Consider the following 13493-nt stretch of genomic DNA (forward strand, 5'->3'; position numbering starts at 1 on the left):
GTGAATTGTTTTATGTTGAGGTATGGCAAAGATTAATGAAGCCGATTTGGCAAAAGCATATGTGGTGGAAGAACTGACCAAGACCTACGGCGAGGGGCGAACGGCTGTGCATGCCCTGCGCGGGGTAAACTTGGAGATCGGCCGGGGTGAAATCGTGGTTTTGCTGGGGCCGTCAGGCAGCGGCAAGTCGACCCTGCTCAACATTTTGGGTGGCCTCGATAAAGCCACCAGCGGGTCGGCGAAGTTTGGCGGCATGTGTTTGACTGAAATGAATGATCGGGCGTTGACCATGTATCGGCGCAATCATGTGGGGTTTGTTTTTCAGTTCTACAATCTGATGCCCAGCCTGACCGCGCGCGAAAATGTTGAGCTGGTCACCGAGATTGCCGACGACCCAATGAGCGCCGATGACGCGCTTCATCTGGTGGGGTTGGGGAAGCGATTGGATCACTTTCCAGCGCAGCTTTCAGGCGGTGAGCAGCAGCGGGTGGCGATTGCGCGGGCCGTGGCCAAACAGCCTGATGTTTTGTTTTGTGATGAGCCGACAGGCGCTTTGGACAGCGCTACTGGGCGGGCCGTGTTGCGGGTGTTGCAGGATGTGAATGAAACACTGGGCACCACTGTATTCATCATCACCCACGCAGCGGCAACTGCCGCTATGGCGGATCGCGTGATCCATTTTGCCGATGGTGCCATCCGCGAAGTGGTGTTGAACAAAGAACGTCTTGCCGCAGAGGAGATCGAGTGGTGAGACGGCTCAAACCGCTTCATGCCAAATTGACGCGTGACTTATGGCGAATCAAGGGACAAGCGCTGGCGATTATGCTGGTGATAGGCATTGGAGTTGCCTTGCAGGTCATGATGACGGGGCTTGTGGCGTCGCTTTCACAGACGCGCGACGCCTATTATGAGCGGCATCAATTTGCGCAGGTTTTTGCCCCTGTGTCGCGGGCGCCCGAGCATGTGGCCGGGCAGTTGCATGACATACCGGGCGTGGCGACCGTGCAGACCCGTATTTCAGGCATGGGATTGATCGACATCCCCACGCGCGAGATTCCTGTGTCCGCACGTATCCTATCTCTGCCGACGCATGAGTTGCGGCATCTCAATGAGATTCGATTGACAGCAGGGCGACGCCCAGACAGCGGGAAATCAGCCGAGATTGTGCTTCTTGATAGCTTTGCCGCGGCGCACAGCATTGTGCCGGGCGATCAAATTGAAGTGACGCTGAATGGTTCGCGGCGGACTTTTGATGTTGTTGGCACCGCCCAATCGCCCGAATTCATTTATTATGCAGCGCCGGGGGAAATGATCCCCGACGATGCCCGGTTTGGCGTGATCTGGATTGGTCGACCGGCACTGGCAGCGGCGCTTGATCTTGAAGGGGCGTTTAATGAGGCATTGATCACTTTGTTGCGTGGCGCGGTGGTGGATGCCGTGTTGGATGATGTTGATCGCGTGCTTGAGCCTTATGGCTCGCCGGGCGCATACGGGCTGGCAGATCATCCCTCGGATCGGTTTATATCGGAAGAAATCGCGGGCCTTGAAATCTCGGCCAAGAATGTGCCGCCCATCTTTATGCTCGTGGCGGCGTTTTTGCTTTATATTGTGACCAGCCGCACGATCCAATCTGAACGCGAAGAAATCGGATTGATGAAGGCATTTGGCTATACGGATACAGAAGTGAGCGGCCATTATGTGCAGCTTGTGGTGATTATCGCGCTGAGCGGGGCTTTGTTTGGTTGCCTGCTCGGTGTTGGGCTGGGGCGGATGACCATTCCGCTTTACACAACTTATTACAAATTGCCCTTTCTCCTGTTTCGTTTGGAATTCTCCTCCTTTGTAACGGGTATTTTGACCAGCGTATTTGTGGCGACATTGGGGGGCGCATTTGCGTTGCGTCGTGTGTTTCGTTTGACCCCGGCGGAAGCGATGCGGCCTGCGGCACCGCCAGACTTTTCGAAAGCGGGCAATGTTGGGTCCCACGTCATGACATTTCTTGATCAACCCACACGCATGGTAGTGCGGCGCCTGGTGCGGCAACCCTGGCGCATGATGGGTGCTGTGGCGGGGATCGCCGCGGGCATGGCGCTCAGCCTGTCGATGCTGATTATTTATGAGGGTTTTGACACCGTGCTCGACAGAACGTTCAACGTTATCGACCGATCCGACGCGACGGTGAGTTTTGTGACCAACGCGCCCGTCAAAACGATTTTTGAGTTAGAGCGTTTACCGGGCGTGACCTTGGCCGAGCCTGTGCGCAATGTGGCGGTGGTGCTGCGCAATGGGCGCCGCAGCCATTCCGGCGCGGTGACAGGGTTGGCGCCTCAGTCGCAATTGTTCCGGGCGCTTGATTCCAACGCGGCACCAATTCCTTTGCCCACGCGGGGGATTGTGCTGTCGACACCGTTGGCCGATATCCTCGACGTTGGCATTGGTGACCGCATTACAGTGGATATTCGCGAAGGCAGCCAAATGGTTGTTTCGACTCGCGTTGCAGGCATTGCGCAAAGTTTGATTGGGTCGCCGGCCTTTATGGATATTGACGCGTTGAACAGTTTAATGGGCGAGCCATTGCGCGTGTCTGGTGCATATCTTTCAATTTATGATGGCGAGCAAGACGCGATCTATACTGCCCTTAAGGGGATGCCGATGGTGGCGGGGGTGAGCTTGCGGCGGGAGGCCGAGCAGGCGTTCCAAGAGGTCATGAATCAGGGCGCAGGGTCCTCGCGCTTTATCATGGGTTTCATGGCTTTCGCGATTACGTTCGGCATTATCTATAATGTGGCCCGGGTTGCGCAGGATGAGCGGGCGCGGGACCTGGCGAGTTTGCGGGTTATGGGGTTCTATAAGAGCGAAACGGCTTTTGTATTGCTCGGCGAACTCGGCGCTGTGACCCTAGTGGCGCTTCCGTTGGGGGTGTTGTTGGGCAATGGCCTGACGACCCTGATTGCCGCCGGTTTTTCTACGGACCTTTATCAAATTCCTGTTGTATATGCCCCAAAGGCATATGGGACCGCAATTGCCGTTGTCGTCGGCGCAGCACTCGCATCCGGGTGGCTGGTGTGGCGAGACCTCGGCCGATCTGACATCACCTTGGCTTTGAAGACAAGAGAGTAACATTATGCCCAAACGCGCAAAAATTTCTCGAAACCTATTTATCTTTGCGGCCGTTGCGGCTGTATCTGCAACGATTGCACTGACGCTTATGCCAAAACCCACCGAGGTGGATTTAGGTGTCGTCAATCGTGGTGACCTTGCGGTGACCATCGACGAGGAGGGCCGCACACGGGTGCGGGAAACCTATACGGTTTCGACCCCGGTTGCCGGGCGATTGCTGCGCGTTGAGATGCATGCGGGCGATTTGGTGACGCAAGGTGAAACGGTTGTGGCCAAGATGCGCCCGATCAATCCGGCTGTACTGGACAGCCGCACGCGAGAGCAGGCGATTGCGGCGGTGGATGTGGCGCGAGCCTCACTGCGGGTTGCGGAAGCCAATTTGAATGCGGCTATTGCGAGTGAGGAGCTCGCTGAAGCTGCGTTTAGGCGCACCCGTGCGCTTGCGGAGCGCGGCATTGAAAGCGAAGCCACGCTTGAACGGGCGGAGGGCAATTTACGGTCCAGCCGTGCTAGCCGCGAAACGGCAGAGGCCGCCATTGCCATGCGCGAAGCCGAGCTGGCGAATGCGCGCGCAAGCCTGAATGGGCGTGAAGACATTGGCCAGGCAGATGCGGGTGGCGATCATGACGGTGATGAAATTCCGCTTTATGCGCCGATCGATGGGCGCATTTTGCAGGTGTTGCAAGAAAGTGAAACCACTTTGCCCGTCGGCGCGCCCATTATGGAGATTGGTGATGTTGCCTCTGATTTGGAGGTGGTTTCAGAGCTGATTTCCTCTGATGCGGTTCAGGTGAGCGAAGGCGACCCTGTGATCCTGCGGGATTGGGGCGGCGACAATGATTTGCGCGGCGAAGTGCGGCGGGTGCACCCTTTCGGGGAGACCAAATATTCTGCGCTTGGCGTGGAAGAACAACGGGTGCGTGTGGAAATTGATCTGCTTAGCCCGATTGAGGAGCGCACAGCGCTTGGGCATGGCTATCGGCTTGAGGTTGCTATTGTGGTTTGGCAAGCGAACGATGTTTTACTGGTGCCCGCCAGCGCGCTGTTTCGTGAAGATGGCAATTGGTCAGTATTTGTGGCCAAGGATGGCGAGGCGCAATTGACGCAGATTGAAATTGGACAAAGCAATGGTGTGTTGACCCAAGTGGTCAGTGGCTTGGAGGAGGGCGATCAAGTGATCCTTTATCCCTCTGCTGCGATTGAGCAGGGCAGCAAAATTGTGCCACGCGCCAAAGAATAGACAAAAGGGCGCCAATGATGGCGCCCTTCATCAATGTGTTCGCAGGACTTATGCCGTCTCTGCCTTATAGACATCAAAGTCGATAGATTTGATCGAATAGGTGCGCATCAATTGCCCAATGCCGAAGATCACCATGAACTGCACATATCCGCTGAGAAATAGTGGTTCATACATATCCAAGCGGTACAGATTGACCAGCTCCATGATGATCAAAAACAGGCTCATGCCGATGCTGGCGAAAATGTTCACTTGCACCACCGCCTGAATATTTCTGATCTGATCCTGATAGGATTGGTGCGGATCGGATTTTTTGCCGTTGATTGCCCGATAAATTTTGAATGCGAACAGCATCTGGATGGGAAAAATGATCATGGTGAGGTAATGATTCCATTGCCATGGCGTGCCATCATTATTGATGGTGAGGTAAAGGACGAACCAGGTGATCAACAAGACCCCGGCCAAACCCACCCATATTGGGGAAATAAAATCAAACAGCCGACGTGGACGCAGGTCCGCTGTGCGTTTGCTGGGTTGAACTGTGGCGCGCACATGGGCGTGCCAGCGCCATGTGGCAAATTCAATATAAAAGCAGGGCAGCATTTGCAGGATCGCGAACAAGAGCACGAACAGAATATGGCCGTTCTGCTTGATTTCATGGGGTGAATAATAGGTAATCGCCATGGCAATCAGAAGTGCTATGCCCAAATTCCCGATGGCCATGTTCATCAATTTGAAACGGGTGAGTGTGCGCCGGATGACAGCCTCGGGCTCGGCATAAAAAGTGCTTTCATAAAGCTTTGGATATTGCTCGGGCGGGCAGGTTTCCAGCACATAAGTGGTGCGGCGCACGATTTTCGCGGGGTAGTAGAATGAGATCAATATCACCTAGCTTAGAAGTACGATGTAAAACACAACGTCGATCCACATATTAATCTCCAATGTTCTGTTTGTTTTGATTGTTCATGCAGGCTTGAAAAGCGATGCGAATTTCAGAATCGGTCACGCCAGCAGCGCGCAATTTTCCTGTGGCCTCTGCCAATATTTCATGTGTCCAGGCATTAAGATCTGTCGCGCTGTTCGATTTGGCATCGGCATGCACAAAGGTGCCGCGATAGCCCTTGGTGACGATGATCTTGTCGCGTTCCAACAATTTGTAGGCTTTGGCCACGGTCTTGCTGTTGATTTCCAAATCATTCGCCAATTGCCGAATGGACGGCAGCGGCGCGCCTGGGCTGAGCGCGTTGGTTTGCACCGCCAGCTTGATTTGCGCGATCAGTTGCGAAAAGAGCGGCTCTTCATTTTCGATATCGATGACAATCTTCATATCCTCTATATGTATTATATGTACCCCTATGTCAAATGGTACATATAGAGTGAGAAACGTGGTGGGGTAATGCGTGTTGAATTTGGGCAAAAAAAGAGGGCGCCCGGAGGCGCCCTAAGGTTTAGGTATTGCTACCTAGGGGATAGGAGGGAATTCCTTATGAGGAATAATACATGTCAAACTCAACTGGGTGAGGTGTGTGCTCGAAGCGGATAACCTCTTCCATTTTCAGTGCAATGTATGCATCGATTTGGTCGTCATCGAACACGCCGCCAGCTTTCAAGAAGTCGCGGTCTGAATCCAACGCTTCCAAAGCTTCGCGCAATGAAGACGCCACAGTTGGGATTTCTTTCAACTCTTCAGCTGGCAATTCATACAAATCTTTATCCATTGGATCGCCAGGATTGATTTTGTTTTTGATGCCATCAAGGCCAGCCATCAACAAGGCTGAGAATGCCAAATATGGGTTGGCCATTGGATCTGGGTAACGCACTTCAACACGCTTCGCTTTTGGTGACGAACCGAATGGAATACGGCAAGACGCAGAGCGGTTACGCGCTGAGTAAGCCAACAATACGGGTGCTTCAAAGCCCGGAACCAAACGCTTGTAAGAGTTGGTTGATGGGTTTGTGAAGGCGTTTGTTGCTTTGGCGTGCTTGATGATGCCGCCAATGAAGTGCAAGCACTGCTCTGACAAGCCTGCATAACCGTCGCCAGCGAAGTTTGGCTTGCCATCTTTCCAGATAGACAAGTGACAGTGCATGCCTGTGCCGTTATCGCCATAAACAGGCTTTGGCATAAAGGTTGCAGTTTTGCCATAGGCTTGAGCGACTTGGTGCACGCCATACTTGTAGATTTGCACTTGGTCGGCAATGCGGGTCAATGTATCGAACTTGATGCCCAATTCGTGCTGAGCAGACGCCACTTCGTGGTGGTGCTTTTCAACAGTTACGCCCATTTCTTTCAACACAGTCAGCATTTCTGAACGCATATCTTGCGCGCTGTCCAAAGGAGGCACTGGGAAGTAGCCTTCTTTTTGGCTGATATGGTGACCCATATTGCCTGCTTCATAGCGTGTGTCTGTGTTGGTTGGCAGTTCGATGTTATCGAGCTGGAAGCTGGTGTTGTATGGATCAGCTTTAAAGCGCACATCGTCAAAGATGAAGAACTCTGGCTCTGGACCAACAACAACTGTGTCACCAATGCCTGATGATTTCACATAGGCTTCAGCTTTTTTCGCTGTGGTGCGCGGGTCACGGTTGTATGATTCAAATGTGGCTGGCTCAAGAATGTCGCAATTGATGGCCAAAGTTGCCTGACCGAAAAACGGGTCCATATGAGCTGTTTCATTGTCTGGCATCAACACCATGTCTGACTCGTTGATGGCTTTCCAACCACCGATAGATGAGCCGTCAAACATGACGCCATCTTCAAACATGTCTTCGTCGACAGCGCTCACGTCCATAGTGACGTGCTGCAGCTTGCCGCGTGGGTCAGTGAAGCGCAAATCAACAAATTGTACGTCTTCGTCTTTGATCAGTTTCAGAATATCGTTAGCAGTTGTCATTGATCTATCCTGTTATCCCTTGTTGGGTTTTACTATTTAGTTGGTTGTTGACTTAGATTGCGTCTTCGTCGGTTTCCCCGGTACGAATCCGTATGGCTTGATCGATCGTGGAAACAAAAATCTTGCCGTCGCCGATGCGCCCGGTTTGGGCCGCATTGCGGATGGCTTCAACAGCCTCTTCCGCCATATGATCGGCTACAACGATCTCAATTTTCACTTTCGGCAGAAAATCCACTACATATTCTGCGCCGCGGTAAAGCTCGGTATGGCCTTTCTGGCGGCCAAAACCCTTCACCTCGGTAACTGTTATCCCCTGAAAGCCAGCGTCTTGAAGGGCCTCTTTGACCTCATCAAGTTTAAATGGCTTCACAATAGCTTCTATTTTTTTCACGAGACCCATTCTCCATAAGGCTTTGGTTCGTCTGCCCCTACATATGCATGCCGCGTGCCAGTTTTTGCCAAGGTGGCGAAGTGTTTAAAAATCAACCACTTATGCGTTTGCGGCTAAAATTGCGGCAGTCCGCTTTGGCTGTCTTTGCCTAAATAATGAGCAAGCTGCCTTTTTTTTAGGCAGTCGATTTGGAGGTGTCTTCAGGTCACTTCGTTGCTGAGGCAGGTGACAAATGTGTGGTTTTTTGACCAACAGGTGAGGGCGAAACGGGAAAAATGTCAGTTTTTCGAGAAATTGAGCAAAAAAATCACGAAAGTGCTTTGACTGTTGTTTGCAATTGGGTTAGACCCAGCGCCGACTTCATCGCTGTGGGAAGTTATTGGCGGGTGTGGTGAAATTGGTAGACACGCTAGATTTAGGTTCTAGTGCCTCAGGCGTGGGGGTTCAAGTCCCTCCACCCGCACCATTCTTCCCAGCGAACAATGATCGATCGAATTAAAGAACGGGATATTCCGCATGCAGGTTTCTGAAACCCTCAATGAAGGGCTGAAGCGTAAGCTCGAAATGAGCATTCCAGCTTCTGAACTCAATGAGAAGCTCGACGCCAAATTGAACGAACTCAAGGACCAAGTGAACATTAAGGGCTTCCGTCCTGGCAAAGTTCCTTTTGCGCACTTGAAAAAGGTTTATGGCCGTTCTGTCATGGGTGACGTTATTCAAGAGACTGTGAACACTGCTGTTCAGTCTTCTTTGACCGAGCGCGATGAAAAAGCTGCTGCGCAGCCAGAAATCGACTTTGGCGAAGACGAAGCCGTTTTGAACGAAGTTTTTGAAGGCAATAAAGATTTGGACTTCTCAGTTGCATATGAGATTTTGCCAAATGTTGAATTGATGGACTTCAAAAAAATCAAAATTGAACGTCCTATTGTTGAAGCAGACGAGAAAGAAGTCGATGAGCAGTTTAATGCTGTGATCGATCAGAACCGTCCGTTTGAAGCTAAAGACGGCAAAGCTGCCGATGGCGATCGCGTAACAATGTCTTTCTTGGGCAAAGTTGACGGCGAACCATTTGAAGGCGGCCAATCAGATTCAACACCATTGGTGCTTGGTTCTGGCCAGTTTATCCCAGGTTTTGAAGAGCAGCTTGTTGGCTTGAAAAAAGGCGACAAAAAAGTTGTTGAAGTGAAATTCCCTGAGGAATATCGCGCTGAAGACTTGGCTGGTAAGGACGCAACGTTCGACGTTGAAGTGCTTGAGGTGGAAACACCTGCCAAAGTTGAGATTGACGATGAATTCGCCAAAACTCTTGGTTTGGAATCAATTGCGCAATTGCGTGAGATGATCACAGACCAGTTGAAAGGCCAGTTGGACGGTTTGACACGTCGTCGCGTGAAGCGCGAAGTTTTGGACGCTTTGGATGAAGCGCACAAATTTGACGTGCCTGAGCAGTTGGTTGACCTTGAGTTTAAAGGCATTTGGGACCGTGTGATGCACGATATCGAGCATCATGGTCGTAGCTTTGAAGATGAAGGCACAACCGAAGAGAAAGCACGCGAAGAATATCGCGCGATTGCTGACCGTCGGGTGCGTTTGGGCCTCGTGATTGCTGAAATCGGCAATAAAAACGAAATCGAAGTGACCGAAGAAGAGCACCAAAAAGCGTTGATCGCGGAAGTTCAGAAATATCCTGGTCAAGAGCAGCAGGTATATGACTATTTCCGTAACAACCAACAGGCTTTGGCTGGCCTTCGTGCGCCAATCTTTGAAGACAAAGTTGTTGATTACGTGATTGAACTGGCTGAAGTGACTGACAAGAAAGTCACCAAAGAAGAATTGATCAAACTGGTTGAAGAGAGCGAAGAGGAAGACCTCGAGCCTCACAACCACGACTAACATCTTTTTCAAGATTTAGTTTGATTGCATTTAGGCCGCCTTTGGGCGGCCTTTTGTTTGTTTGGCAACATGAAGGTTCGCAGAGAAGTTTTGTCGCGTTTGCACCGGCTGTTTTATGATGGAAATAGGCACCGTGAATATGCCAGCATATGGGCGATGAAAACAGAATCACTGAACCTATTGTTGTCACCGGATGAAATGGCAGAGGCGGACCGCCTGACCATTCAAAAAGGCGTGCCCGAATTTGAGCTGATGCAAAATGCCGGGCAAGTGGTGGCCGATTATGTGCGCGTCAATTTTTCGCCTTGCACGGTTGGTGTCGTTTGTGGGCCTGGCAATAATGGCGGCGATGGGTTTGTTGTGGCCCGTTTGCTGCGTGATGCAGGTTGGTTCGTCAAACTAACGTTCATGGGTGCGCGTGACCGTCTGGGTGAGGCAGCACGCCAGCATCTGGATCTTTGGGGGGCGGAAGACAGCCCGATCAATGATTTGCTGGATGAGTGTGACCTCCTGATTGATGGGCTTTTCGGCGCTGGTCTGGATCGGGATGTTGTTGGTACGTTTGCCGAACTAATAAAGCGGATGAATCGCACCCGGAAGCCAATTGTAGCCATCGATATGCCAAGCGGGATTGACGGGGCAACGGGTGCCGTCCGCGGTGCGGCCATTCGTGCGGTCGCCAGTGTGAGTTTTTTCCGGTTGAAGCCGGGGCATTTCCTGTTGCCGGGCAAGTCCTATTGCGGTGACGTCCATTTGGGGCAGATTGGCATCTTGGATGCGGTGTTGCCGCGAATTGGCGGGAAGGTTTGGCACAATGGGCCAGATCTTTGGCAGATACCGCCATATGAAGCGCAGGGGCATAAATATAGCCGGGGGCATTGTCTGGTGCTTTCTGGTGACGCGTTGAGCGGTGGCGCGGCGCGATTGAGTGCAATGGCGGCATTGCGCAGTGGGGCAGGCCTTGTGTCGCTATTTGGCGATAAGGCAGCGCTTGAGGTGCAAGCGCACCATGTTACCGAAATTATGCTTAAACCTGCGCCATTGGAAAAGTTGCTGCAAGATGAACGGTTTAACAGCTTGGTTTTGGGGCCGGGGGCTGGCGTGACAAACGCGCTGCGCGATAAGGTCCTGTCGACCATTGCGGCGCAGCGCGGATGTGTGCTAGATGCCGATGCTTTAATGGCGTTTGAGAGTGATCCAAAGTCATTATTCGACCATATTCATAGATATGGTGGCGATAATATCGTGCTGACGCCGCATGGCGGTGAGTTTGCCCGTTTGTTTGGTAAAATGGACGAGGCGGAGAGCAAGATCGAGATGGTGCGCATAGCGGCTGAGGCGAGCGGTGCGCAGGTTCTTTTAAAAGGTGCCGACACGGTTATTGGAGCGCCCGATGGTCGTGTGGTCATAAATTCAAATGCGCCGGCCATTCTGGCAACGGCGGGTTCAGGTGACGTATTGGCTGGAATTATTGGTGGCATGCTGGCGCGCGGCATGTCTGGGATTGATGCAGCGTGTGGAGGTGCCTTCATTCATGGGGCTTGCGCGCAGGGATTTGGAAAAGAAGGCATGATCGCCTCAGACCTTGTGGCAAAGCTGCCAGAAGTGCTGATGGCGGTGGACAAATAAATTAACCGTGACTTGAATGACTCAGTGTTAGGGCCTATCTCCCGCCTTTACGCTAAGTTAAGACAGGATCATATCTGATCGAAACAATCGATTCGATTGCAAAGAAGGTGGAACGTATGAAAGATCCGATGGATATGTTGACCAACACGCTGGTGCCAATGGTTGTAGAGCAAAGCAACCGTGGGGAGCGTTCTTTTGATATTTTCTCACGCTTGCTGCGTGAGCGCATTATCTTTGTGACCGGACCGGTTGAAGACAATATGGCGTCTTTGATTGTGGCGCAGCTTTTGTTCTTGGAGAGTGAAAACCCCAAGAAAGAGATCGCAATGTATATCAATTCGCCTGGCGGTGTTGTGACAGCTGGATTGTCTATTTATGACACGATGCAGTTTATCCGCCCGAAAATCTCTACCTTGTGTGTAGGTCAGGCCGCTTCAATGGGGTCATTGTTGTTGGCTGCTGGCGACGAGGGCATGCGCGGCGTGTTGCCGAACGCTTCTGTTATGGTGCACCAGCCTTCTGGCGGTTACCAAGGTACGGCAACGGACATTTTGATCCACGCCAAACACACAGAGAACCTCAAGCGCCGCTTGAATGAAATCTATGTGAAGCACACAGGCCAAGATTACGAAACCATCGAGCAGGCGCTTGAGCGTGACAATTTCATGTCCGCCGACGATGCTAAAGAGTTTGGTCTGGTCGATAAAGTTTACGAAAAGCGTGCGGTGCCCAGCGAACAATAGGGCACCCGCCAAATAGGCAAATGGCGGAAAAGGGACACAGTGTGTGCACCGTTTCGCTATTTGCGAGAACGATAGAGAAAAGCTAAGGTATCCAAAACGCTTACGGTTTGTTTATTTGCAAGTGATAGCGTTTTAAAGACATGCTGCTAAAAATGCACATTTAGGAGTGCTTTGATGACAAAAGATAACGGTAACGGCGACAGCGCAAAAAATACGCTTTACTGCTCATTCTGCGGTAAATCCCAGCATGAGGTACGCAAGCTTATTGCCGGGCCAACCGTTTTCATCTGTGATGAGTGCGTTGAGCTGTGCATGGATATTATTCGTGAAGAGAATAAGTCCTCCACAGTTAAGTCCTCCGATGGAGTGATGGCGCCAGCAGAGATTTGTGAAGTGCTCGACGATTACGTGATCGGCCAAGCGCGCGCGAAACGCGTTTTGTCGGTTGCCGTGCACAACCACTATAAACGGTTAAACCACGCCACGAAAAATCAAGACATCGAATTGGCGAAGTCGAACATCTTGCTGATCGGCCCAACAGGTTGCGGTAAAACATATTTGGCGCAGACTTTGGCGCGCATCATTGATGTGCCGTTCACCATGGCTGACGCAACGACTTTGACTGAAGCTGGCTATGTTGGTGAAGATGTTGAAAACATCATTTTGAAGCTATTGCAGTCTTCTGACTACAATGTTGAAAAAGCCCAACGCGGCATCGTTTATATCGATGAGGTGGATAAGATTTCTCGTAAATCTGACAACCCATCGATTACACGTGACGTTTCAGGTGAGGGCGTTCAGCAAGCCTTGTTGAAGATTATGGAAGGCACTGTAGCCAGTGTTCCACCGCAAGGCGGGCGCAAGCATCCACAGCAAGAGTTTTTGCAGGTGGATACGACCAACATCCTGTTTATCGTTGGTGGTGCTTTTGCCGGGTTGGAAAAGGTGATTGCCGAACGTGGCGAGCACAGCTCCATCGGGTTTGATGCCGAAGTGAGCGATCCTAAAGATCGTCGTTTGGGTGAGGTTTTTGCTGAAGTTGAGCCAGAAGATTTGGTGAAGTTTGGTTTGATCCCCGAATTTATCGGCCGTTTGCCTGTGATTGCGACTTTGGAAGATTTGGACGAAGGTGCCTTGGTGCAAATTCTGACCGAACCCAAAAACGCCCTTGTGCGCCAATATCAACGTTTGTTCCAAATGGAAGATGTTGAGTTGACTTTCCACGAAGATGCCTTGCACGCAATCGCGCGCCAAGCCATTGAGCGGAAGACCGGTGCACGCGGGTTGCGTTCGATCATGGAAGGCATTTTGCTCGACACCATGTATGACCTTCCATCGCTAGAAGGCGTGGAAGAAGTTGTGATCAGCGAAGATGTGGTTGAGGAGAAGGACGCACGTCCCCTCTACATCTATGCGGACCGCAAAGAAGAAGAGCTGGAAGCCGGCGCATAAAGTTTTGTGATTTGGCCCTGCAAAGCACTTGTAGGGCCATCAAAACTTCCTATCTAATAGTATCAATGAGTCTTGGTGCGTCCTTGCAAGGGCGTGGCCATGTTGTGACCCATTGTCGGTCCAGAACAGGATTG

The 13493-nt window shown here is 51.6% G+C and carries 11 protein-coding genes and 1 tRNA gene; 8 read left to right on the forward strand and 4 right to left on the reverse strand.

Going from position 1 to position 13493, the window contains the following annotated elements; translation table 11 throughout:
- Positions 1-22 precede the first annotated feature (22 nt).
- From MXMO3_RS09960 to MXMO3_RS09970, 3 genes are read left to right on the forward strand one after another with little or no spacing between them, the layout of a single operon-like run.
- Positions 23-751: an ABC transporter ATP-binding protein gene (locus MXMO3_RS09960; RefSeq protein ID WP_036222563.1), complete on the forward strand. Its 729-nt coding sequence runs from the start codon at positions 23-25 to the stop codon at positions 749-751.
- The gene (locus tag MXMO3_RS09965; protein WP_205468005.1) at positions 748-3120 is read left to right on the forward strand and encodes an ABC transporter permease; all 2373 of its coding nucleotides are present in this window, start codon (positions 748-750) and stop codon (positions 3118-3120) included. Before MXMO3_RS09960 ends, MXMO3_RS09965 begins: the two co-directional genes overlap by 4 nt.
- A gap of 4 nt (positions 3121-3124) precedes the next feature.
- On the forward strand, positions 3125-4360 hold the full coding sequence (locus tag MXMO3_RS09970) for an efflux RND transporter periplasmic adaptor subunit (RefSeq protein ID WP_117395778.1): 1236 nt from the start codon (positions 3125-3127) through the stop codon (positions 4358-4360).
- 48 nt (positions 4361-4408) lie between these two features.
- Here MXMO3_RS09970 and MXMO3_RS09975 read toward each other — a convergent pair whose 3' ends face one another.
- The 4 genes from MXMO3_RS09975 to MXMO3_RS09990 form a co-directional block, all read right to left on the reverse strand.
- Complete coding sequence (locus MXMO3_RS09975) at positions 4409-5239, reverse strand: hypothetical protein (protein WP_162889216.1); 831 nt, start codon at positions 5237-5239, stop codon at positions 4409-4411.
- Between the two features lie 49 nt (positions 5240-5288).
- The gene (locus MXMO3_RS09980) at positions 5289-5684 is read right to left on the reverse strand and encodes a GntR family transcriptional regulator (RefSeq protein WP_117395780.1); all 396 of its coding nucleotides are present in this window, start codon (positions 5682-5684) and stop codon (positions 5289-5291) included.
- A gap of 157 nt (positions 5685-5841) precedes the next feature.
- Positions 5842-7251 carry a type I glutamate--ammonia ligase gene (gene glnA / locus MXMO3_RS09985; protein WP_027835242.1) on the reverse strand — a complete coding sequence of 470 codons (1410 nt, stop codon included), beginning with the start codon at positions 7249-7251 and terminating at the stop codon, positions 5842-5844.
- Between the two features lie 52 nt (positions 7252-7303).
- Positions 7304-7642: a P-II family nitrogen regulator gene (locus tag MXMO3_RS09990; RefSeq protein ID WP_027835243.1), complete on the reverse strand. Its 339-nt coding sequence runs from the start codon at positions 7640-7642 to the stop codon at positions 7304-7306.
- A 382-nt stretch (positions 7643-8024) separates the two neighbouring features.
- Here MXMO3_RS09990 and MXMO3_RS09995 point away from each other — a divergent pair.
- The 5 genes from MXMO3_RS09995 (at position 8025) to clpX (ending at position 13359) form a co-directional block, all read left to right on the forward strand.
- A tRNA-Leu gene (locus tag MXMO3_RS09995) sits at positions 8025-8108 on the forward strand.
- Between the two features lie 50 nt (positions 8109-8158).
- Positions 8159-9535, forward strand: a complete 1377-nt coding sequence (gene tig / locus MXMO3_RS10000) for a trigger factor (protein ID WP_027835244.1) — start codon at positions 8159-8161, stop codon at positions 9533-9535.
- A 156-nt stretch (positions 9536-9691) separates the two neighbouring features.
- Positions 9692-11164: an NAD(P)H-hydrate dehydratase gene (locus tag MXMO3_RS10005; protein ID WP_117396776.1), complete on the forward strand. Its 1473-nt coding sequence runs from the start codon at positions 9692-9694 to the stop codon at positions 11162-11164.
- 116 nt (positions 11165-11280) lie between these two features.
- On the forward strand, positions 11281-11907 hold the full coding sequence (locus tag MXMO3_RS10010; RefSeq protein WP_117395781.1) for an ATP-dependent Clp protease proteolytic subunit: 627 nt from the start codon (positions 11281-11283) through the stop codon (positions 11905-11907).
- Between the two features lie 174 nt (positions 11908-12081).
- Entirely contained in the window at positions 12082-13359 is a 1278-nt protein-coding gene (gene clpX, locus MXMO3_RS10015; RefSeq protein WP_027835247.1) for an ATP-dependent Clp protease ATP-binding subunit ClpX, read from the forward strand.
- The last annotated feature ends 134 nt before the right edge of the window (positions 13360-13493 follow it).

It is taken from the genome of Maritalea myrionectae (assembly GCF_003433515.1).
In the GTDB taxonomy this organism is placed as follows: Bacteria; Pseudomonadota; Alphaproteobacteria; order Rhizobiales; family Devosiaceae; genus Maritalea; species Maritalea myrionectae.